This is a genomic window from Paenibacillus sp. RC334 (genome assembly GCF_030034735.1).
GTDB classification, from domain to species: Bacteria; Bacillota; Bacilli; order Paenibacillales; family Paenibacillaceae; genus Paenibacillus; species Paenibacillus terrae_A.
The window spans coordinates 4,750,619-4,773,463 of record NZ_CP125370.1; the positions used below are offsets into that span (position 1 = coordinate 4,750,619).

The 22,845-nt window shown below is 49.7% G+C and carries 22 protein-coding genes and 1 riboswitch; of the genes, 10 read left to right on the plus strand and 12 right to left on the minus strand.

Translation table 11 applies throughout. The annotated features are described in order from the left end of the window. Positions 1–99 precede the first annotated feature (99 nt). The 4 genes from QMK20_RS21975 to QMK20_RS21985 form a co-directional block, all read right to left on the minus strand. Positions 100–1,104, minus strand: a complete 1,005-nt coding sequence (locus tag QMK20_RS21975; protein WP_283653309.1) for an MBL fold metallo-hydrolase — start codon at positions 1,102–1,104, stop codon at positions 100–102. 194 nt (positions 1,105–1,298) lie between these two features. Then, positions 1,299–1,409: a cytochrome bd oxidase small subunit CydS family protein gene (cydS, locus tag QMK20_RS27755; protein ID WP_404520786.1), complete on the minus strand. Its 111-nt coding sequence runs from the start codon at positions 1,407–1,409 to the stop codon at positions 1,299–1,301. Between the two features lie 6 nt (positions 1,410–1,415). Beyond that, positions 1,416–2,447, minus strand: coding sequence for a cytochrome d ubiquinol oxidase subunit II (locus tag QMK20_RS21980; protein ID WP_283653310.1), 1,032 nt, complete (start codon positions 2,445–2,447; stop codon positions 1,416–1,418). Further along, positions 2,444–3,790 (minus strand): cytochrome ubiquinol oxidase subunit I, encoded by a 1,347-nt coding sequence (locus tag QMK20_RS21985; protein ID WP_283653311.1) that lies wholly within the window; start codon positions 3,788–3,790, stop codon positions 2,444–2,446. Before QMK20_RS21985 ends, QMK20_RS21980 begins: the two co-directional genes overlap by 4 nt. A gap of 465 nt (positions 3,791–4,255) precedes the next feature. Here QMK20_RS21985 and QMK20_RS21990 point away from each other — a divergent pair, with 465 nt between their 5' ends. Together QMK20_RS21990 and QMK20_RS21995 are read left to right on the plus strand one after the other, a co-directional pair. Beyond that, a complete protein-coding gene (locus QMK20_RS21990) occupies positions 4,256–5,389 on the plus strand; it encodes a virulence factor (RefSeq protein WP_283653312.1) in 1,134 nt (377 codons plus the stop codon). 122 nt (positions 5,390–5,511) lie between these two features. Continuing rightward, a riboswitch (Lysine riboswitch) is annotated at positions 5,512–5,713 on the plus strand. Positions 5,714–5,847: 134 nt separating this feature from the next. Beyond that, positions 5,848–7,314: an amino acid permease gene (locus QMK20_RS21995; RefSeq protein WP_283653313.1), complete on the plus strand. Its 1,467-nt coding sequence runs from the start codon at positions 5,848–5,850 to the stop codon at positions 7,312–7,314. A 122-nt stretch (positions 7,315–7,436) separates the two neighbouring features. Here QMK20_RS21995 and QMK20_RS22000 read toward each other — a convergent pair whose 3' ends face one another. Together QMK20_RS22000 and QMK20_RS22005 are read right to left on the minus strand one after the other, a co-directional pair. Continuing rightward, the gene (locus QMK20_RS22000) at positions 7,437–8,777 is read right to left on the minus strand and encodes an MFS transporter (protein ID WP_283653314.1); all 1,341 of its coding nucleotides are present in this window, start codon (positions 8,775–8,777) and stop codon (positions 7,437–7,439) included. A 52-nt stretch (positions 8,778–8,829) separates the two neighbouring features. Next, positions 8,830–9,957 carry a transglutaminase domain-containing protein gene (locus tag QMK20_RS22005; protein WP_283653315.1) on the minus strand — a complete coding sequence of 376 codons (1,128 nt, stop codon included), beginning with the start codon at positions 9,955–9,957 and terminating at the stop codon, positions 8,830–8,832. A gap of 281 nt (positions 9,958–10,238) precedes the next feature. Here QMK20_RS22005 and QMK20_RS22010 point away from each other — a divergent pair, with 281 nt between their 5' ends. The 3 genes from QMK20_RS22010 to QMK20_RS22020 are packed head-to-tail and all read left to right on the plus strand — an operon-like array spanning position 10,239 to position 12,697. Further along, positions 10,239–10,484, plus strand: a complete 246-nt coding sequence (locus QMK20_RS22010) for a FeoA family protein (protein WP_044644606.1) — start codon at positions 10,239–10,241, stop codon at positions 10,482–10,484. Next, positions 10,475–12,484, plus strand: a complete 2,010-nt coding sequence (feoB, locus tag QMK20_RS22015; protein WP_283653316.1) for a ferrous iron transport protein B — start codon at positions 10,475–10,477, stop codon at positions 12,482–12,484. Before QMK20_RS22010 ends, feoB begins: the two co-directional genes overlap by 10 nt. Positions 12,485–12,520: 36 nt before the next feature. Then, positions 12,521–12,697 (plus strand): FeoB-associated Cys-rich membrane protein, encoded by a 177-nt coding sequence (locus QMK20_RS22020; protein ID WP_082067089.1) that lies wholly within the window; start codon positions 12,521–12,523, stop codon positions 12,695–12,697. Positions 12,698–12,784: 87 nt separating this feature from the next. On the opposite strand, the gene xylB is transcribed toward QMK20_RS22020, so the two are convergent. Continuing rightward, complete coding sequence (xylB, locus tag QMK20_RS22025; protein ID WP_283653317.1) at positions 12,785–14,308, minus strand: xylulokinase; 1,524 nt, start codon at positions 14,306–14,308, stop codon at positions 12,785–12,787. A 57-nt stretch (positions 14,309–14,365) separates the two neighbouring features. Beyond that, the gene (gene xylA, locus QMK20_RS22030) at positions 14,366–15,682 is read right to left on the minus strand and encodes a xylose isomerase (protein ID WP_283653318.1); all 1,317 of its coding nucleotides are present in this window, start codon (positions 15,680–15,682) and stop codon (positions 14,366–14,368) included. Positions 15,683–15,841: 159 nt separating this feature from the next. Between xylA and QMK20_RS22035 the strand changes: the two genes are divergently transcribed. The 3 genes from QMK20_RS22035 (at position 15,842) to QMK20_RS22045 (ending at position 18,239) form a co-directional block, all read left to right on the plus strand. Continuing rightward, a complete protein-coding gene (locus tag QMK20_RS22035) occupies positions 15,842–17,014 on the plus strand; it encodes an ROK family transcriptional regulator (protein WP_283653319.1) in 1,173 nt (390 codons plus the stop codon). Between the two features lie 355 nt (positions 17,015–17,369). Beyond that, positions 17,370–17,810 carry a DUF4879 domain-containing protein gene (locus tag QMK20_RS22040; RefSeq protein WP_283653320.1) on the plus strand — a complete coding sequence of 147 codons (441 nt, stop codon included), beginning with the start codon at positions 17,370–17,372 and terminating at the stop codon, positions 17,808–17,810. Between the two features lie 75 nt (positions 17,811–17,885). Next, a complete protein-coding gene (locus QMK20_RS22045; protein ID WP_283653321.1) occupies positions 17,886–18,239 on the plus strand; it encodes a hypothetical protein in 354 nt (117 codons plus the stop codon). A gap of 484 nt (positions 18,240–18,723) precedes the next feature. On the opposite strand, the gene QMK20_RS22050 is transcribed toward QMK20_RS22045, so the two are convergent. Beyond that, complete coding sequence (locus QMK20_RS22050; protein ID WP_014278134.1) at positions 18,724–18,954, minus strand: glutaredoxin family protein; 231 nt, start codon at positions 18,952–18,954, stop codon at positions 18,724–18,726. Between the two features lie 61 nt (positions 18,955–19,015). Next, complete coding sequence (trxB, locus tag QMK20_RS22055; RefSeq protein ID WP_192511426.1) at positions 19,016–19,957, minus strand: thioredoxin-disulfide reductase; 942 nt, start codon at positions 19,955–19,957, stop codon at positions 19,016–19,018. Between the two features lie 281 nt (positions 19,958–20,238). Between trxB and QMK20_RS22060 the strand changes: the two genes are divergently transcribed. After that, entirely contained in the window at positions 20,239–20,970 is a 732-nt protein-coding gene (locus tag QMK20_RS22060; RefSeq protein ID WP_044644496.1) for a ZIP family metal transporter, read from the plus strand. Positions 20,971–21,049: 79 nt separating this feature from the next. On the opposite strand, the gene QMK20_RS22065 is transcribed toward QMK20_RS22060, so the two are convergent. After that, positions 21,050–21,508, minus strand: coding sequence for a hypothetical protein (locus QMK20_RS22065; protein ID WP_283653322.1), 459 nt, complete (start codon positions 21,506–21,508; stop codon positions 21,050–21,052). 10 nt (positions 21,509–21,518) lie between these two features. Next, entirely contained in the window at positions 21,519–22,073 is a 555-nt protein-coding gene (locus QMK20_RS22070; RefSeq protein ID WP_283653323.1) for an NAD(P)H-dependent oxidoreductase, read from the minus strand. Between the two features lie 132 nt (positions 22,074–22,205). Between QMK20_RS22070 and QMK20_RS22075 the strand changes: the two genes are divergently transcribed. Then, positions 22,206–22,841 (plus strand): HlyD family efflux transporter periplasmic adaptor subunit, encoded by a 636-nt coding sequence (locus QMK20_RS22075; protein ID WP_137060298.1) that lies wholly within the window; start codon positions 22,206–22,208, stop codon positions 22,839–22,841. The last annotated feature ends 4 nt before the right edge of the window (positions 22,842–22,845 follow it).

Genomic DNA, 22,845 nt, shown 5'->3' on the forward strand with positions numbered 1-22,845 from the left:
ACAGACTTGTCTGCCTGCACCTTTTCACTCATTCAAAAGCAATCATAAAAAGCGACTCCGCAGACCATTGTCCGCAGAGTCGCTTTTTATGTGAGATCCTCAGATTGTAGTTGAACAGCGGCTTTGAATTTTCAGCGTCTCACCGTGTCCCAGTATATGAATGCGCTCCTTGGCGATGCCCAAGCGTTCACGCTCCGCTTCAAGACGATCCAGCGCCTCTTTCGGCGTATCATCCGCCAGCTTAAAGGCTCCGTAATGCATCGGGATCATCTGATCCGCGCCGCAATCCACGAACCCCTGCAACGCCTCCTCCGGTGTCACATGCTGCGAAGTCATGAACCATTCCGGCTCATATGCACCAATCGGCATAAAGGTCAGGTCAATGTCAAAGCGCTCGCCAACCTCCTTAAAGCCACGAAAATATCCGGTATCTCCCACAAAATACAACGTCGGTGCAACTGCTGTATCTGAATTAGAATCCGTTTCTGTGACGGACGTGGCAGAGCCAATCACCTGCTGCTCACTTTGCAGCACATATCCACCCCAATGCGAAGTATTCGTATCAAACGGCGTACGCCGCGTCCAATGCTGGGCCGGAACAAATGTGAAGCGCACCCCGCCTATCGTAAAATGATCCCACCATTTCAGCTCATGGCAGTTACGGAAGCCTTTGCGGACCATTTTCGACTTTAACCCCGAAGGTACAAGCATCAGCGTATCTGCACGATACAATTTGCGCAACGATTCCATATGCAAATGATCATAATGCGAATGAGACAGCAGAATGATGTCCAACGGCGGTACATCCTGAATGCGGATGCCGGGCGGAGCCAGTCTTTTGTCGAAAGCCATACGCTCAGCCCACACCGGATCCGAAACGATGTTCAGTCCAAGATACTGGATGAAAAAGGTAGAATGCCCCACCCAGGTCGCCGTCGTCGTTTCCCGGTTACTGTGCAAAAACTCCAGCTCCGGGGGATGGTTCGGAACAACGAACGTATAATCCTTCGTTTTGCTGCGGCGCTCCTGCCGCCATTGTCTGAATTGCTTGAGTGTTTTATCCGTGTTGACATGATCCATGTTGTTAAAACGAACTTTGGGCATGATGTAACTCCTCCCCTGATGGACCCGTTCTCCAAAGAAACCGAAACGGTTCAATTCATTTATATATTACACGCGAGTGTGAACATCAAATGATGCAACATGCTGGTGTATGTAAAGTATAATTCAATCCGCCTTTTACATGCAAAAATGGACCCTCCCCCATCAATCAGGAAGGGCCATCTCAGATGCTGCTGTCAGTCCTGTGGATTTTTAAAGCGTGCCGAGTACATAAACAGAAACACAATCGCCACCACAATAATAATAGGCGACTCATACATGATCGTAAAATGCTCGAAAGCGGCCATTTGTACTCACCCTTTCTTCCCCGCTTGTCCTCGCACATAATCCGCATCGAACAGGAACAGTCTCAAGATCAGGATCAGTGACGGAATCAGCACCAGCAGCCCCGCACTAAACGCCGTAATCAATGCATACGCCATGGCGGAGTTCGTAAAGCTGTGATGCACATTAATGTAGGGATACAAAACATACGGCAAATGCGAGCGGCCATAGCCATACCAGGCAAATGCAAATTGCAGCATGACCAGAATAAAGGAGGTTCCGAGATGACGCCGCCGCCATACCAGATAGACAGCTCCGACAAAGCAGACGAAGGAGGCGACAAACATCCATGCCATGTTCAGCATATTGGCAAAGTGGTCCGGATTTTGTTTGTTAATCTGAAAAAATGCGAGCAGACTCGCCACAATCGTTGGGCCGCTCCAGAGCAGCGCATATCCACGCACGATTTCAAAAGCAACCTTGTCTCCTGCCCTTTTGGCATAATAGGACAGAAACATCGCCGAGATATACAGCACACTCACCAGCGCCAGGAAAATAACCGCCCACGTATAGGAATTACTTAATAACTCACCCCAGCGCAGATGAACACCTGTGCTGTTTTCCACAATAATGCCGCCTTCCGAAATGGCGAGAACCGTCGACAGCGCCGCCGGAATCAGCAGCCCTGTCGCGCCGTACAATGCCATGTAGACGATATTATTTGTACCGGAATGTCCATACGTATTGTACGCATAATACACCCCGCGAATCGCGAGAAGCACAATTGCAATACTGCCGGGAACGAGCAGCGCTGTGCCATAGTAATAAGCCGCATCCGGGAAGAAACCATTCAGTCCCACCACGAAAAAAATGAGGAATACGTTCGTTACCTCCCACACCGGTGATAAATACCGTTGAATAATGTTGTGGATTTTGTTCTGGTGACCTGTCAGCACACTGTAAAAGCTGAAAAAGCCTGCGCCAAAATCAATAGATGCCACAATCAAATAACCGAACAGGAAGGTCCACAAAATGGCGATACCGACAATTTCATAGCTCACTTCCCTTCAGCCCCTTCCAGACCCAACTGCTTCAGCTCTTCCACTGCATCTTTATTTCGGAACAGCTTGCTGAGAACCTTAATGGCCGAGAAGCACAACACGAGATACAAAATGATAAACATCACGAGCATCCATCCCACACTGGTGGAGGTGGTCGCTGCTTCGGACACCTTCATATAGCCGCGCAAAATCCACGGCTGCCTGCCAACCTCCGCGAACATCCAGCCCAGCTCAATGGCTACCATAGCCATCGGCCCCACCAGAATGAGTGCCAGCAGCAGCCATTTGGGGTATGGTTTGCGTCCTGGCAAACGTTTGCGAATCAGATACAACAGCGGAATGACGAGAATCAGCACTCCAGTCGTGATTTTGAGATCGAACATATAGTGGATAGACAGCGGCGGACGCTGATCCACAGGATAATCATTCAGTCCCTTGACCTCCGTACTGGGCAGGTTCCCGGCTAAAACACTAAGCGCATAAGGCACTTTCAGGGCATACTTGATATCTCCGTTCTTGTCCATATAGCCGCCATATACGAAAGGAGCGTGCGTCATTGTATCAAAATGCCATTCGGCGGCAGCCAGCTTTTCCGGCTGATATTTAGCCAGGAATTTACCGGAAGCGTCTCCGATCATCACGGTGCTGATGGCAAATACAATGGTGCAGGTGGCGGTCAGCTTCAGCGCTTTTTTAAAATACGGGTGGTTACGCCCCCGCAACATACTATAGGCAGCCAGTCCCATCAGCAGCCCGGCGCTCAACGTATACGAAGAAGCCAGCACATGAGAAACTTTGGTGGGCGTGGCCGGATTCAGCATGGCCTGGATGGGATGAATATCTGTCATGACTCCATTTTTAAGTGTAAAGCCTTGAGGCTGGTTCATGAACGAGTTCACAGTTGTAATAAAAACCGCTGATGCAGATGAGGCAATCGCTACCGGAATGAGCAGCATCAGGTGAAAATATTTGCTTTTAAACCGATCCCAGGTGTACAAGTAGATACCCAGAAAAATGGCTTCAATGAAAAAAGCAAACGTCTCCAAAAACAGGGGCAGCGCAATCGCTTGTCCAGCCACCCGCATAAAGGTAGGCCAAAGCAAGCTGAGTTGCAGTCCAATGGAAGTACCTGTGACGACACCTACGGCAACGGTGATGACAAACCCCCGCGCCCACCGTCGGGCCAGCAGCGTATAGTGCGGATCACCAGTTCGCAGCCCGCGCCATTCCGCGAGCGCAATCATCAAAGGCACGCCAACGCCAATGGATGCAAATACAATATGAACAAACAGGGTAATTCCGGTCAACATCCGGCTTAGCAATACGGGGTCCAGTGAAGACAAATGGTACTCACTCCTTCATTTCACATTTTAAATAGAAAGCACGTGTATATTATTCCTTTGGATTAAGATCTAGGGAGTCAGGCGGGCTATACTTTTAATGACTGCGTACAGCATAATAGCCGCTATCACAATACACACAATAATGAGCGTCCTTTCCTGCTTGCGGAACATAGGAACGCCTCCTTTACTCGTCGTTTGGAGCATGGGGAGAACACATCTTAGTCTAGCTAAATTTTGTTATTTTTAACCATGCTGCCGTTATAAATTTAGCAGGATTCCATTTTGAATATTGCCATGTGCATTCGAATCGTTCTGGGCAGCTACTTTTTAGCCTCATTAGTGTGAGATTTATCATTGTATTTTCATCAAAATGACGAACTCCCTCTTTGGAGACGTTCATAGAATGAGGTACAATACAGATAAGCTATATATGGAGAACTTTTGAATAGGAGGCTATACCGAGCTATGAAAATAACATCTATCGAGCCAACTCCCAGTCCGAACACCATGATGCTGCATCTGGATGAGCGGCTGGAAGCGGGCATTCGCAGAACATATACACGGGATAATGAACGCTCCGCTCCCCCATTTATCCGGCGTATGCTAGGCATTGAAGGAGTCAAAAGCGTGTTTCATACGACGGATTTTGTAGCCCTTGACCGCAAAGGGAACGCAGATTGGTCTACCATTCTGGGTCAGGTTCGGGACCAGCTAGGCGAGGAAGGCGCAGACGCCAATTGGGACTTGCCGGAGGAAACCTCAGGGGAAGCGTTTGGTGAGGCACAGGTATTTGTGCAATTTTTCCGGGGCATTCCGATGCAAATCCGGGTCAAGGCGGGCCAGCAGGAGGAACGGATTTCCTTGTCCGACCGTTTCGTGCAGGCTGTAACCCGGGTAGCCAGCGCGACGCTGATCAAGGAGCGCAAGCTGAGCGATTACGGCGTCCGCTACGGAGATCTGCCGGATATCGCACGCGAGGTGGAGCAGGAGCTGGAGGCGGCCTTCCCGCAGGAGCGGCTGGAGCAGATTATCCAGCAGGCGATTGCCCACGGCGCGGACAACAGCGAATTCGTGGAGGAACGTCGCGAATGGAGCGATGCTGAGCTGGAGCAGGCCCTGGCGCACGAGGATTGGCGTACCCGCTACGCCGCGCTGGATCGGTTGGAGCCGACGCCTGAGCATTTGCCGCTCATCCGCCAAGCGCTGCATGACGACAAAATGCAGCTACGGCGGCTGGGGGTCGTCTATCTGGGCGATCTGCGCACACCGGAGGCGATGGAGCTGCTGTTCGAGGCGCTACGCGATCCTTCAGCGGCCGTACGCCGTACGGCGGGCGATACGCTGTCGGATATCGGCGACCCGGCGGCTACCGAAGCTATGATCGGAGCCTTGTCAGATAACAGCAAGCTGGTTCGCTGGCGGGCTGCCCGCTTTTTGTACGAGGTCGGCACCGAGGACGCGCGTGACGCGCTGGAGAAGGCTGTAGATGACCCCGAATTCGAGGTCAGTCTACAGGCCAAAATGGCGCTGGAGCGCATTGAGTCAGGCGAGCAAGCCGCAGGTACGGTTTGGCAGCAGATGGCCAAGCGTAACTCTTGATTTATGATTTTACGACTGGACCTTCAAAAAATTGTCGATTGTCAGAAGATGTACAGGTACGATATACTTTAGTTTGCTATACAATAACATATCATGTCATACACCTCATCAACCCTGTTTTATGATGAGGTAGAGGTCGCGGATGTAATCAGTACACCGGAGGAGACGCCAAGAGCCGTCTGTGATTCCTGTGGAAAGGTACACCCGCCGAAGTATGCGGAGCCGACTCTTTGTAATACTCCGAATGCTGGGGCTGCTGACCGAAAGGAGCAGAACTGTCACGCGATGTCCTGACACAGACACGTGTGTTGAGCTATCTTGTTATAGAAGAAGGTATGGTGCGGAATGCATAGACAAGACCGCAGGCGTATTCCCTGCGGTCTTTTGACGTTTGTAATCCCCCTCCTTCAGGCTCTTGCCCTGACATGAAATACTATTTCATGAAGGAGTGTTTGAACGTGCAACACAAAGCAACACCTGCCGCAACCTTGCGGAAAAGTCTCAAAGCCCGACATATGACGATGATCGCCCTTGGGGGCTCCATCGGAACAGGCCTGTTCCTTGCCAGTGGAGGCGCGGTTGCAGAAGCCGGACCCGGAGGTGCCCTGCTGGCTTATGCAGCGGTCGGCCTCATGGTTTACTTCCTGATGACCAGCCTCGGTGAGCTGGCTACGTTTATGCCTGAATCCGGCTCTTTTAATACCTATGCAGGCCGCTTCGTCGATCCGGCTTTTGGTTTCGCCATGGGCTGGAACTTCTGGTACAACTGGGCCGTGACGATTGCCGCAGAGTTGGCAGCGGCGACCGTGCTGATCAAATACTGGTTTCCCGAAAGTCACTCCGCTTGGTGGAGTTTGTTATTTCTGGCCGTGATCTTCGCGTTGAACGCGCTGACAGTCAAAGGCTACGGTGAATCCGAATACTGGTTCGCCATGATTAAAATTGTGGCCGTGGTTATCTTTCTCGCCGTGGGTGTGCTGATGATCTTCGGCATTATGGGAGGTCCAGCCATTGGCTTCGCTAACTTCACTGTGGGCGATGCCCCGTTCCACGGCGGATTTTTCGCCGTATTGGGCGTATTCATGGCCGCAGGCTTTTCCTTTCAGGGAACCGAGCTGATCGGGGTAGCCGCCGGAGAGAGCGAAAACCCGCGTGAAAATGTGCCTCGCGCCATCCGTCAAATCTTTTGGCGCATCCTGTTCTTTTATATTCTGGCGATTCTCGTCATTGGATTGATTATTCCGTACACCAATCCGAATTTGCTGCGGGGAGATATCAGTGACATCGGGGTCAGCCCGTTCACACTGGTATTTGAAAAAGCGGGGCTTGCGATTGCCGCCTCCGTTATGAACGCCGTTATTTTGACTTCCGTATTGTCGGCAGGTAATTCCGGGATGTACGCGGCAACACGTGTATTGTACGCTTTGGCACGGGAAGGCAAAGCCCCCCGTTTCCTCGGACATATCAATCGGCGCGGCATTCCCATGAATGCACTGCTGATCACGACCGCTGTCGGTATGCTGGCCTTCCTCGCCTCCCTGTATGGGGACGGTGTGGTGTACAACTGGCTGCTAAATGCTTCCGGGATGTGCGGATTTATTACATGGGTCGGTATTGCGGTCAGCCATTATCGTTTCCGCCGTGCCTTTACAGCACAGGGTCGCAGTCTGAGTGAGCTTCCGTACAAAGCCCGCTGGTTCCCGTTTGGTCCCTTATTTGCCTTCGCACTATGTATCATCGTGATTATCGGGCAAGGTGCCGATGCCTTTACCGGGCAAGCCATTGACTGGAAAACGATGATCGCTACGTACATGAGTGTGCCGCTATTCCTTCTTCTGTGGCTCGGCTACAAATGGATCAAGCGTACCAAAATCGTTCCACTAAACGAGTGTGATTTGGACCCGGATGCGTCTTCCGGTAAATAAACAATAGTAAAAAAGCCCGTCTCCGGGCATATACAGGTGGAAATGCGGATGAACGGTCCTATGGATCAGATCAGGTTCATCAGCATCTTCTCCCTGATATGTGGAGATGGGCTTTTTTTCTGTTATTCGGAAGAAGAAGCAATCGGAGCTGTCAAAGACATAGACAAGGCACGACGGCTAAAGATGCCATAAATCACAGCAATCAGCGTCAGCAGTGCAGAAAACAAGTACAAATTAACGATGCCCAGATGATCTGCAATCCAGCCCATCAGCAATAGCGAGATGCAAAACGTCATGCTCGTCAGCGTAGCCTGTGCGGATAGCACCTTGGGTAAATCGTGCACAGATACACTCATTTGCATCATCGTACGGCGGGATACGACGGACATTTCCGCAGGCAATCCCATCAACAGTACGATCAGCAGCGTCAGCGGCGGTAATGTGTTAAGCGCATACCAAGCCGTTAACAGTCCATAGCAAGCCATCCCCACCAGCATCGCGGGCAGCAGTCTGCGCTGTAAATACTTGACACTAGCGAGAACAATGATCCCGCCGCCAATCGCGCCTGCAAAATACGCCGCATTAATGTATCCCCACCATGCCTCGCTTTTGTGCAACACCTGCTGAGCGAAGGCAAGCGTGAATGCTCCTACCCAAACCGAACCACCCAGCAGGTCGATCATATCCATAAAAATAAGAGCTTTGAGCCTTCGGCTGGCTCCGATAAGACTCCACCCTTCGCGCAATATTTCCTTTTTGCGCTTGGGAGGTAACGCCGGGCTCTCCGACTCCGGGCCATACAGTGTATCTTCCAACTGTGCGGGCGATGTTGAAGCCAAAACGTCTCCGCTTCGCACCCGAGTTCCGGGTTGCAGTAAATAATGGGCTTTGCCCTCTAGCGGATCACGGATCAAGCTGGTAAAGATCAGGGCCACCGTATACAGCCCGCAAGCGACCAGCAGTGTTTTTTCCGAGCCCATCACGGCGACGAGCACACCGCTAAGCCCCCATCCGGCCAATTGCACTGTCTGATCGCTGACCGATACGAGACTGTTCGCACGCATCAACCCTTCCCCGGACGCAAGGCGCGGAATCAGCGCATTACGTGCAGGTGTGGTCCAACCGTCCAGAAAGGACATCGCTGCTACCAGTGTAAACACAAGCACCCATACCGGGTTTGTGCCCGCTGACCACAAATGCCCCAACAGGAGAGCGAAGAAAGCCAGTTGGCCAAATTGGGAAACGAACAGAATAAATGGAAGCTGGAATCGGGCCAATATCAGCGGTGCTAAAAAGCCGCTAATCATCTGTGCGCCCATTCGCAACAACGGAACGAGAACCGAGGAAAAGATCGAATCCGTTTCATGAAACACCAGAGAAACCAGCGCCATGATATAAAGAATATCGGCCGCATTCGACATCGTCTGCGTGCCGAGCAGATAAGTAAAAGAACGCTTATGCATATGAATAAAATACTCCCTTATGAATGTAGCTTTTTCTATTGCAGCAAAATGATCAGGTCCATTTCAGAGTTACACGGAGATTTCCGGTGCTGCCTAAATCCGTGATCTGATAGGAGATGGTTTTTAACCCGAGCTGATACAACGATTGTAAATCTTCTTTGAGACTTCGCTCTGTCCCCTGATAGCCAAAGGTAAGCGTGGCCCCTCCCTTATTAATCTCTTTGCGAACCTGCTCCTTGATTTCGGAGGATGATTTAACCAGACCCTTGCCGTCTTGCAGCGGATATTCCAGGTTATTGTACAGCTTTTGATACACAGCAGCCTTGGGTCCTCCCGCAGCTATCAACCCCGACAATGTCTGTCGATACGATGTGTTCGCCTGAGGATACTGTTTAACCCAGGAGTGATCCCTGCGCATTTCCGAATCAGTCAATTGATAATACGAAGTGCTTACCTCGTTGCCACGATCCGGGGTCGGATCATCCCATGTCGTATCCATGTGATACCAATGTCCATCCAGCAAAACAAGATTCCATGCATGCAGCTGGCCTCCTGCTCTTCCCTCTACAATCCGGTTGGTAATCCCAGAGCGTTCCAGCATTTTGTAGGCCAGCAAGGAATAGCCCTGACACACCGTGCTTCCGGTTTTCAGGCCATCGTATGCCGTGTACTTTTGCTGCGTTTCATCATATTTCAAACGAACCACGATCCAGTCATGAATGGCCTTCACCTTCTCATGATCCGTCATCCCCTTCGTAATGATGTCCCCCAGCACAGCTTTAACCGTGCTATCTACATATGCGGTCTGCTCCTTCGTCTCCCGGTAACTCAGACGGATCGTAACCTCAGCGGACGTGGTTGTGCCTGTATAGCTGAATGCGTAGCTTTTGATCGTATAATTCACATACGGGTCGCTCTCCATCGCCTGTTTGATGGCTGTCTGTAACTGCTGCTTAAGACCGTTCACCCGCCCTTGATATGTAAAGGTCAGCGTTTCACTCCGCGTAGCCATTGCCTGTAAAAGCTTATTTTGAAGCTGCTGTGACGATACGGACGGAGCCGGCTTGACCGACGCAGCATATACATTGTTCCCCCACTCCACAGCATGCGGCAGCAACACAGCCAGCGCTGCACCTGCCACCAGGCATTTTATAAGCCTAACCCCGATTTTTCTGTTCATACAGAGCGTTCCTGCCCTTCTTAGCATAATTGTAAACAGCTCTATCTTACCATAAAAACAGCTAACCCAAGCGCTCTAGTTTTGTCGGTTACAGGCGGGCGAGAATCTGGATAAAGACAGGTTTTGACACTACGCTTATCTCCCCGATTGAATAGGCAACAGACAGGCCATACCGTTCACAGAGAGTTTTATCACAGCAGCTTGGCACTCCTTATGATAAGGTACTGGCATCGGAAATCATTGATATTGATTCTCATTCTACATTAGAAAGGCTGAGCACCATGCCAGAATGTATCTCGCTCCTTCGTACTCCACCGGGTCAACCCGTGCGGCTGCAATCTCTTGCCTCTCTTCACCCCTCATTGCGTCGACGCTTAACGGACATGGGCATTGACGAAGGCTCCATTATACGGTTAAAAAAAATCAGTCTGTTGGGCGGCCCTATTGTTATTGAATGCAACGGTCAACTGGTCGGCCTCCGTCAAAATCAGGTAAAACAACTGGAGGTCGTTCCTTCATGGACATGATCGCTCTATTCGGTAATCCCAACACGGGGAAAACCTCATTATTCAACAAGCTGACTCGTACGTATGCAGAGGTAGGGAACTGGTCCGGGGTTACGGTGGAAAAGAAAACAGGTCTGCTGCGCGACAAGTCTGCCGTTTTGGTGGATTTGCCAGGTGCCTATTCCTTGCTTCCACTTTCGCTGGATGAAGGTATCGCTACCCGTTATTTGCTGGAAGAACCGCCTGCGGCTTTGATTAACATCGTGGATGCCTCCCAGCTCCAGCGTAATCTGTACCTGACTGTACAACTGCTGGAATATGGCCGTCCGCTCGTACTTGGCTTAAATATGACCGACGTAGCCGATGCCACGGGCCTTCTAGTGAACAAGGAATTGCTGGCTGATCAATTGAACGTTCCCATCATTCCCATGGTGGCACGCACGGGCAGTGGCAGTAAGCAAATGCTCGCATCACTTCGAGAGGTACGACGTTCGCCAAATTCCTTCCAGTTGGATTACGGCCCTGCCGTCGAAGCCGCTATAGCAGATATTTGCAGCTTGCTGACGAATACATCTGTGCCAAACCCTCGGTGGGCAGCTCTACAGTGTCTGGAAAACAATCCTGTCGTTATGGAATGGATGACGAATGAGGTACAGCGTGAAAAAGTAACGGATCGCATCCAGCGTTGCGAGAAAGAACTTCTCCGTGAAGGCTATTCGGCTACTCCCGCTCAGCATATCCGTTCTGTACGTACATCGTGGATCGCTGATCTGTGTACAAAGGCGCTCGACACGTCCAAACTCAAGCCGCACAGTCTGACAGACAAGCTGGACGCACTGCTAACCCATCGGTATCTGGGGATTCCGATCTTTTTGCTGCTGATGTACGCTACCTTCAAGTTCACCTTCGATTGGGCGGGTACTGTTCTTTCAGATATGCTGGACGGATTTTTTTCAGGGACACTAAGCAGTTGGATTTCTGAATTGCTCGTTCACTTGAACGCGTCCGCTTTTACGCAAAGTCTAGTCGTGGACGGCATCGTGGCGGGAGTCGGGGGCGTGCTCGTTTTTCTGCCTCAGATCGCTATTTTGTTCCTTATTATTTCGCTGATTGAAGACTCCGGGTATATGGCACGGGTCACGATATTAATGGACCGTCTCATGCAAGCTGTCGGCTTGAACGGGAAAAGCTTCATTCCCTTCATCATCGGCTTTGGCTGCAATGTTCCTGCGATTATGGCGGCACGCACCATTGAACAGCCCAGAGAACGCCTCATTACAACGTTGCTGGTGCCCTTTATGTCATGTTCGGCCCGCCTGCCGGTATATGCATTGTTTGCGGGTGTATTTTTTCCAACACACGCGGCAAGCATCATCATGCTGATGTATGTGTTAGGAATCACCGTATCGCTTATACTTGCCAAAATCTTTTCCAAAGTATCCATTTTATCGGGTGAGCCTTCCCTCTTCATCGTGGAACTCCCTCCCTATCGAGTGCCGCAGGCTCTTACACTATTTCGAAGCACATGGGAGAAGGTCAAGGGCTTCGTCCGGAAAGCCGGAACGATCATTCTTGCAGGCTCCGTTGGCATCTGGCTCTTGTCCAATTTCGGTCCACAAGGGTTCGGTGCAGACATGAATGATAGCCTGCTTGCCACTGTTGGAGGATGGTTCGCCCCCATACTGGCCCCTCTCGGCTTCGGTACCTGGCAAGCAGGCGCATCCCTGCTCACAGGCTTTATGGCCAAGGAGGTTGTGGTATCGACGATGAATATCATTTACCACGTTCCGGACATGCAGGGACTAGAAATGCAAGTAAGGCATGCCTTTACGCCATTAGCCTCTTTTAGCTTCATGGTGTTCATTCTGTTGTATGTACCATGCCTGGCTACGGTAGCGGTCATTCGTAAAGAAACCCTTTCGTGGCGCTGGACCGGATTTTCCGTGATCTATCCTTTGACCGTTGCATATATTATTGCCGTTGTGATCTATCAGTGTGGCAGATTATTAGGTTGGGGTTAAGTTAGAGCCCTATGAAAATAGAAGGAAGTGGATTCCATGATCAATATCATCATTTTACTGGTGATTCTCGGTTATAGCGCGTGGGTGTTCGTACGCTTTTTGCGAAAAAGCCGTCAAGGTGCTTGTGCCGGATGCTCATCGAGCAAATCATGTCCGGGCTGTGCCACGAGTGCTGTGAAGGAAGACCAAGCGAACATCAACAGAAATATCTAATCCAAGCTTAGCATCCCCATGAAAAAAGCGTCTGCGGGTTTATCCTGACCCGAAGACGCTTTTCCTTTACTCTCAAACTCACAATATTTAGCGGTATTCCGCCAACCGTTCATTTAGCTCCCGCGTGTGCAGGTAGACTTCACGATACAGCTCATACAGGCCTTCATATTGAACCACACGTTCCGGGTCTGGCGAGTATCTGGCTGCTTCACGGAGAAAAGATTCCGCGCACGCTTGCAACGATTCAAACCAGCCGCTTCCGTAAGCGGCCAGCATCGCCGCCCCCAAGGCAGGCCCTTGCTCGCTTTCCAGCTTGATGATATCCGCGTTAAAAATATCTGCCTGCATTTGCAGCCACGCTTCATTACGCGCACCGCCGCCGATGGAAATGATCTCATTCACCGCTTTGCCCGTTCCTCTGAGAATATCAATGGATTCCTTGAGCGAGAATGTAATTCCCTCCAGCACCGCCCGTGTAAAATGTGCGAGCTTATGCCCCGCATCCATCCCGATAAAGCTGCCTCGAATGGTTGCATCAGGATGAGGGGTACGTTCGCCGACAATATAAGGCGTAAACAGCAGCCCGCGGCTACCCGGCTCAATCGAGTCCACACCTTCCAACAGTGCATCAAAGGAATGCTCCGGTGCAAAGGTATCCTTAAACCACGTCAGGCTGTACCCGGCCGCGAGCGTAACGCCCATAATATAATAAGCATCCTGCTCACTATGATTAAAAAAATGCGCCCGACCCTGCACATCAATATCCTTGCGCTCCTCATAGGAAAGCACAACGCCTGAGGTGCCAATGCTGCACAAGGTGCGGCCTTCGCTCAAAATACCAGCGCCAATCGCACCACATGCGTTGTCCGCGCCACCTGCATACACCTTCGTTGCAGGCGAAAGTCCGGTCTGCTCCGCAATCTCCGGCAGCAGCGTGCCTGTCTGATCGAACGATTCCACCAACGGTGGGAACAGAGTCAACGGCAGTTCGAAAGCAGCAGCAATCTCTTGGCTCCACTGCTTTTTGGACACATCCAGCAGCAGCGTGCCCGCCGCATCCGAATACTCCGTTGCCAGTTCTCCCGTCAGGCGATACCGCACATAATCCTTCGGCAGCATAAAATGGGCTGCACCAGCCAGCACGTCCGGCTCATGCTCCTGCACCCACAGCAGCTTGGGCAGCGTAAAGCCTTCCAGCGCCCGGTTACGCGCGATACTTAGCAGATCCGGTCCGAGCTGTTCTTCAATGCGGCGGCACTGCGCCGTTGTACGTGTATCGTTCCACAGGATGGCTGGACGAAGCACTTGGCCGTCCTTGTCGGTCAGCACAAGCCCGTGCATCTGTCCCGAAAAGCTAATGCCGTCCACAGCATCTGCCTCGCCGATTCCAGCCTTTTCCACGAGCTGCTTCAGTGCTGTTAACGTACCGCTGACCCAATCCTCGGGATGCTGCTCGCTATACCCTGCCTTCGGTTGATGGAGTGGATAAGACTGGGAGGTTTCAAAAGCCACCTGTCCCTTGCGGTTGACCAGCACCGTTTTGACCGCGCTGGTACCCAAGTCCACGCCGATGACGTAGCGCTCTTGCTCCTGTTTCTGCTTTTCCTGCATCGAAATTCCTCCTTTCCTGTTACCATATAGACGCTGTCTCATGTATAGGTTCTGGCATTAATCCGCTAAAATGTATTGATTTAATGTCGCTTTCAGATACTCCTGACGACCGGATACGTTTTTGCGTGGTGCTTCGTTCGCCAGTGCATATTCAGCCAAAGAAGCAAGCGTTGCTTTACCGGATACGATGTCTGCTCCAATACCTTCTTTAAAGCTGCTATAGCGCTTGTCGATAAAGTCCTCGAACACGCGGTCCTCGATCAGTTTGGCAGCTACCTTCAGGCCTTTCGCATACGTATCCATACCTGCGATGTGTGCGAGGAACAAGTCTTCTGGCTCAAACGATGCTCTGCGCACCTTGGCATCAAAGTTGATACCGCCGCGACCCAAGCCGTCATTTTGCAGCACTTCATACATGGTCAGGGTTGCATCATACAGATCAACCGGGAATTCGTCCGTATCCCAGCCCAGCAGCAAATCTCCCTGATTTGCATCCAGTGACCCCAGCATGCCGTTAATCCGTGCTACACGCACTTCATGATCAAAAGTATGACCCGCCAAAGTTGCATGGTTAGCCTCCAGATTGAGCTTGAAATGCTGATCCAGATCATATTTTTGCAGGAAAGCAATCGTCGTTGCCGCATCAAAATCATACTGGTGCTTGGTTGGCTCCTTCGGCTTCGGCTCGATCAGGAACTGGGCATCAAAGCCGATCTCCCGCGCATAGTCTACGGCCAGATGGAACATCCGTCCCAAATTGTCCTGCTCCAGCTTCAAATCTGTATTCAGCAGCGTATCGTAGCCTTCACGGCCTCCCCAGAACACATAGTTGTCCGCGCCCAGACGTTTGCCCACTTCCAACCCTTTTTTAATCTGGGCTGCAGCGTGAGCGTATACATCTGCATTGCTGGTCGTTGCCGCTCCGTGCAAATAACGAGGATGACTGAACATATTCGCCGTGTTCCACAGCAGCTTTTTACCCGTTGCCTTCATATGATCTTCGATCAAATCCACGATGGTATCCAGGTTGCTGTAAAATTCCTTGAGCGACGCGCCTTCCGGAGCAATATCAACATCATGGAAAGCAAAATAAGGCAGGTTCAGCTTATCCAGCAGTTCAAAAGCAGCTTCCACACGGGCCTTCGCCAAATCCAGCCCGGTAAACTTGGACCACGGACGCTCCGCCGTCTCTACCCCAAATGGATCGGAGCCACCTGCAACAAGTGTATGCCAATAGGCCATGCTAAAACGCAAATGCTCTTCCATTGTTTTCCCAGCCACAATTTCCTGAGGATTATAAAATTTGAACGCAAAAGGATTATTGGATTGCTTGCCCTCAAAATTAATTTTAGATACCTGCTCGAAATAAGCCATTAATAAGTTCCTCCTTTGTGGTAACCGTTATAGCAATCTTTATAGTAAACGTTTACAAAAAAGATTCTAGCACAGCCAAAAGACTTTGTCTATTGCTTAAACTAAGTTTGTTTTTATGATATACTATTGGGAATTACACCAACAGGAAGTGAAAAAATCATGAATGTCACTGGCGATCAGGCGCTTGTCAAAAAGCTGAATAAATCCATTGTGCTGGAGCGTATTCGCCTCCATGCCCCCCTATCCCGAGCACAATTATCCAGTCAAACCGGGTTAAATAAGGCTACCGTCTCCAACCTGGTGGCGGAGTTGATCACCGACGGGCTTGTATATGAAACGGGATTAGGTGAATCCAGTGGCGGTCGCAAGCCTTTAATGCTGCTGTTTAACAGTCGTGCGGGCTTTGTTCTCGGCATCGAGGTCAGCGTGCAGTATATCAAGGGTGCTCTGACCGATTTGGCAGGAACCATTGAAACAGAGCTTACCTTCCCCCTTGCGCAGCATGATCCTGCTTTTGTTATGGAGCAGATTCAAAAGCTGGTTCAGGGACTGATGCAGACAGCCCCTCAATCCCCTCACGGTATCGTCGGTATTGGGCTAGGGGTGCCGGGTATGGTGGATGAATCGGGAACTGTTTTGTTCGCGCCCAATCTGGGCTGGGAAGAGGTTCCGTTGCGGCATCAGCTTGAGGAAGAGCTTGGCCTTCCCGTGGTGGTGGATAACGAGGCCAACGTCGGCGCACAGGGCGAGCTGTACTATGGTATGGACGGTGAGCATCGGCAACTGGTGCGGGATCTGGTCTACATCAGTGCAGGGTCCGGGATTGGGGCCGGGATTATCATTGACGGCAAGCCGTATCAAGGAGCCTGGGGGTACGCCGGAGAGACGGGTCATATGTCCATTGATTGGAACGGGCGGCTCTGCTCCTGCGGTAGCCGGGGCTGCTGGGAACTATATGCTTCGGAGAAGGCGTATGCGGCATCCACTTTCAAGCTGCCCGCACACAGTACAGCGGAATTACTGCCGTTTGCCCTGCAAGGTGACACGAATACGTTAAGCGTCTTTCGTGATATCGGGCGATATTTGGGCGTGGGCATTACCAACATTGTGAACAGCCTCAACCCCGGAATGCTTATCATCGGCGGTCCACTGGCGGAAGCCAGAACATGGCTGGAACAGAGTATGCGTGAGGTGATTGATGAACGTGCCTTGCCCTATCACCGACGGCAGCTGCAAATCCGTTTTTCCACGCTTGGCAGCCGTTCGACCATGCTGGGTGCAGCCTACGCGGCGACTGCTCCTTTTCTCGGGCGTGTAAGGGTATCTTTGTAATGAGAACCAGCTCTACGTATCAACCTTTATGCATATTATTCAATTAGTCAAATATAATAAAAAGACTCTAAGTAATTATATTAGTTTTCCCCCCTCACTCTGCGACTTATTTTTTGGGAACAATACTTCGCTTATTTATTTTTATAAAAATTCATATTATGAATAATTTTCCCAAATTCTAATTACTGCTTATTGAAGTACAATTGTTTTACAAAATATTATTACAAATCTTTTTTTATTCCATTTGATAGTCTCGAATGATAGGCAGAAATTCATATAAAAGGAAGTGACTTTATTAGTTGCTACAGTTCTGCCATTATTTCAAACTATAAATATCCAAAAAGGTGGAATACAAATGAAGAAGCTTTATGGATTAAGCGTTTCATTAATGTTGGCGTTTGTTCTTTTCCTGCTTCCTACTGTTGCTTCCGCGGCACCTACCCCACCACTGACAAGCCTCGAAATCGTCGGAATTACCTCTGATGGATACAACTATGAGTGGAGCAATGCTCATCTATCTGGAACAGAAGGCGTGATAGCTGTTCAGGTCAGAGGAACGATTTGGGGATCTCCTCCAAAACCAAACATTGTACAAGATGGTACTATCATTCCTACCACACAAGCCCTGCCCAATGACTATATAACAGATTCGGGAAATAATGTAATTGGCACGATCTACTATCGCGCTTTTGATCTTAGCGACGTAACTTCAGGACTTCTTTTTGCAACCGCCCAAGATTACTATCCTCCTAATAGAACCTTCACTGATAATATTGCTATCACCGTTGAAAAATAAAAACAGAAAAAGGTAAATGTTTACAACATTTTTGCCGATAACAAGAATGAGAACATTAACAAGGAGGGCTTATTCTTGGCAATTAGCGCAAAAATCAACGGGCAATTTACATCTGAATTTGCGGCTTACACTAAACTGACGCTTGTAAACCGTATTCAAAATCAAGTATGCCACATTCCAAACACTCCCCAATCCAAATCCATGAGTTTTCAACAGTTCATGGATGCGATACAGAAGGATCAGGAAGTGAACCACAGTAATGCTCGTCGTATATCAACTGATGAAGAAGCAAATAATCGTATCTATCAGCAGAAAAATGGATTTAATGTGTTTTCTAATCAAAGATTTACGACTATCGAGAAAGCCTACGAATTAGGATTAGTTGATCGGAAAGGTATTCTAATCTCATCCTTCAATGCCCAAGGATAAGATTTCAGAATTCAGGATTTGTAAAAGGGATGCTTCGTGAGTACTACGAAGCATCCCTTTTACAAATTAATTGCTCCTCGGTTGGCAACGCTTCCAGAGTAAGCAAATCTTGTATGGACAGCATAAAAAAACCGCCCTGATAAGATATCAAGGCCGATCCATGTTAATGTTTAAAGTTAAAACGGCACGACAGAGATCATCTCCCTGCGGGATAGGAATGGAACTAATTTTCCATCCATGAGGTGCCCCCAAGCGGGTACACGCGAGTGCCTGCATCAGCGTATTTGAAGTAATGGATACTCACTACTTAGTTATATTAAAAGCAATTTCTCACAAAAAATCAAACCAACTGATCACAGCCTAAGACTGTATTTTCACGAATATTTTTGTAAAAACAGGCCCCCATCGCAGTACGTAACTGCAGCGAAGGCCTTTTTTAAAACCATACGACGATCACAGAACCGTCGTCTGTTATGAAGTTGGATTAAGCGTTCAACACTTTTTCAAACTTGGTTTTGTTCATGCCGGAAATACGTTCTTCTCCGATCAGGGTCAATGGAACGGCACGAATGCCCATGTCCCAAACTTCTTGAGCGAAAGCATCATTGGTTTCGATGTTGCGTTCTTCGTACTCTACACCCTTCTCAGTCAAATAGCTTTTCACTTGACGGCAATGCGGGCAGTTTGTGGATGTGTATACAATCGCTTTTTCCATGAATATCACCTCATAAATTATTTTTTAGAAATTATATATATATTCATACTTGTACGAAATATTACAGGGCCAGCGCGCTGTGCTCTAGGCTTTCGATATACTTCTCGCTATCCATAGCGGCCATGCAGCCGCTGCCTGCTGCTGTAATCGCTTGTCTATAGCGTGTATCCTGTACGTCGCCACAAGCGAATACCCCAGGTACGTTCGTTTCGGAAGTACCAGGATTTACAACGATATAACCGTTCGCATCGGTTGTGATTTGACCACCCAGGAAGCCAGTATTCGGATGATGACCGATCGCCACGAATACGCCGCTAACTGTAATAATTTCCTCTTTACCTGTTTCATTATTCAATACTTTCAAGCCAGTTACCCCGTTCTCGTCAGCAATCACTTCTACAGGAGTACGATTCAGTGCCCATTCGATTTTAGTGTTTGCACGAGCGCGGTCCTGCATAATTTTGGAGGCGCGCATTTCTTCACGACGATGCACCAGCGTTACTTTGGAAGCAAAACGTGTCAGGAAATTTGCTTCCTCCAACGCCGAGTCTCCACCACCGATAACAACAATTTCTTTGCCACGGAAAAAGAATCCGTCACAGGTTGCGCAAGTGCTCACGCCACGTCCAATGTTATCCTGCTCGCCCGGAATACCCAGGTATTTCGCAGTCGCACCTGTGGAAATGATCAGCGTATCTGTAACCAATTCGCCCAAGCCCTCCACATCCAATGTGAACGGACGAGCGGCTGTGTCGACCTTGTTCACCCAGCCTGTGCGGAATTCAGCACCGAAACGCTCTGCTTGCTTACGCATATTATCCATCAGATCGGGTCCCATGATTCCTTCGGGAAAGCCAGGGAAGTTTTCAACTTCTGTTGTTGTAGTCAATTGTCCGCCCGGTTGCGGTCCTTCAATCACCAGTGGACTCATATTTGCGCGTGCCAGATAAATAGCAGCTGTCAAACCGGCAGGGCCGGTACCTATAATAATGGACTTGTACATATCTTTGTTCCTCCTAAAATATGATAAGAATGATATAGCGAATTTTCGGTACCGGGAGATGGGCTAATGCATATACTCTAAAAGTAGTTCTGCCAGACGCTCATTCAAAAATGTGGACACCCGGATCTTGCAAAAACGATTCACATATTTAATATCTTTTTATGACTTAGACTGATTCTAAATCCTAATTCCATTATGCGGAAAGAGCTGCAAACAGTCAAATGAAGTTTTCATGAAGCGAACCTTAAAGATTAATAAGGTATGGAGGGATTATCCCGATTATGAGTGACATGTTTGTAGGCAGCCTTATTTCTGCCCTGTCCACCGGGCTCGGTGCCGTGCCCATACTGTTTATGCGTAAAATTACGCACCGTCTTCGTGATGTACTGTTGGCTTATGCTGCGGGGATCATGACTTCTGCATCTGTGTACAACCTCATTCCCGAGGCCATCAATCATTCCAACTGGTTCGTGCTGTCTGCGGGGATTTTACTCGGCTGTCTTGTGCTGTTAGTGATGGAAATGTATATTCCACATGCCGATCTGGAGAACCCGGATTCCAAAACCTTTCATCTGGAGTCCAAATCTTTTCTCATCATCGCGGCCATTACACTGCATAATTTGCCCGAGGGACTTTCCGTCGGGGTCAGCTATGCGAGCGAAACTCAAAATCTTGGTAATCTCATTGCCTTTTCCATCGGTCTGCAAAATGCCCCGGAAGGCTTTATCGTCGCTCTATTCCTCGTGAATCAAAACATTGGGCGCTTCAAGGCATTGGGCATTGCTACCCTCACCGGGGCCGTTGAAATTATTACAAGTCTGATTGGATTTTATTTGAGCAGTTGGGTTAATGGACTGGTTCCTTACGGTCTTGCCTTTGCCGCAGGAGCGATGATGTTTATCGTCTACAAGGAGCTGATTCCCGAAAGCCACGGGGACGGGAACCAGCGTATCGCAACCTTCTCTTTTATTCTCGGTCTGATTACGATGATTGGTCTAACCGAATGGCTATAGCCGTGTATCACAAAAAGGCTGCCCTCTGCCTGTAGTCCAGACAGAAGAGCAGCCTTTTCAGGGATGGCTCGTTCGTAATTCATTTTTTTCGGTTCATAGAACGCAGCGCTTCACGATATTGCTCGTCCTCGCTTTTGTGCGTCTCACGTTCTCCATGGTTATTTCTATGCGGTTCTTCCTTTTCTTCGCCCTTTCCGGCAAATCCGCGTAAAGCCGCCCGATAGTCCTGATCCCCGTAGGAATCTTTGGTGTGTACGCTAACTCTCATCGGCCTGGTATTGGTATCTACGTCAGACTCCTCATGATGAATCTCCGCGTCCGCAGCCTTATGGCGCGTCTCTCGCGTAGAATCAGGATCCGGCAACTCCCTCGCCTTGGGCTCCACTTCCACCGGGTAAGGACGTTTGCTTCTTTGCCGTGAATCCTCGTCGGACGGGCTGACCGCTTTTTTGGGAGAGGGTTTACGCGCCATTTTCGTGTTGAATACCAGCAAAAAGATAAAAGCAACCGCAGCTACTACGATAAAAGCAATAGTCATGAGCGGCCTCCTATTCTCTGCCAGCGTTACGGTACCGTCCCGCCGTCTCAGCGACCCGTTGGCCCAAAGACCGACCAAGTGCAAGATCATCACCCGTTGGGAAATTTGCCGGACTGTTCGGGTCTGTCTCCACCGGACACGTCACCCCTACACCGTAATAGGAGCCATAGAGCGCATTTTCCGTAATATTGGCGGGCAGCCCTACGATAATCATGCCTTGATGCAGCATCGGAGTAATCAAATTCAGCAGTGTGGATTCCAAGCCTCCATGAACAGTAGCAGTTGTGCAGAACACCGCTCCGATTTTATCTACCAGCTTGCCCTGCGCCCACAGATACCCGAGCTTATCAATCCAGCTTTTCAAGCCACTGCTGATCGTTCCAAAATGACCCGGGCATCCCCAAATGATCGCGTCCGCGTTCACCAGTTCATTCACATCGGCTTCATCGACATGCTTCAGCAACACTTCTGTGTGCTCATGGCGTGCGCCTTCTGCAATGGAACGAGCAAGACGCTCCGTATGGCCATTTTCACTGTCATATACAATCATGATTCTGGTCGTCATTATGCGCATCATCCTTTGTCAGCAAAATCATCCTTTTCACATGCGCTCTTATCCTTCCCCAAAATCCCTCTGAATATTGTGAAACTTTTGGCGCATACTTTGAAAATCCAAGAACTAGGGAGGCATGTACACATGAATTCACGCGCCATATTGGTCAACCTGCTGGTTATTATCATTATTCTGGCAGGTGGCGGAGCCGCCGCCTATTACTACAATCAATCCGCTAACTACATAAAAACAGACAATGCCCAAGTGAGCGGACAAGCGGTCACCGTTGCCTCTCCAAGCGCGGGCAAGCTTACAGGCTGGAACGCTGAAGTCGGCAAAACCTACACGGCTGGAAGCACACTTGGCAGTGTAGAGGGTGGCGGAAGCCGGGTTAGCATCACCATTCCAACCGATGGCACCATTGTGCAGCAATCTGCGGTCAACAACTCGATTGTCGGAGCGGGTACGCCTTTGGCCAAGGCTTTTGATCTGAACAATTTATGGATTACCGCCAATATAGACGAAACGGCTGTGCAGGATCTTCAGGTGGGGCAGACGGTGGATGTATATATTGATGCATACCCTGACACGTCCCTAAGCGGCAAAATCGAAAAGATCGGTCTGGCGACTGCCGCCACCTTCTCACTGCTCCCTACTTCCAATACTACTGCCAACTATACCAAGGTGACGCAGGTCGTGCCTGTTAACATTTCCATTCAAGGCTACAAAGGACTGGGCATTATCCCGGGCATGAGTGCAAGCATCAGAGTACACAAGTAGGAGG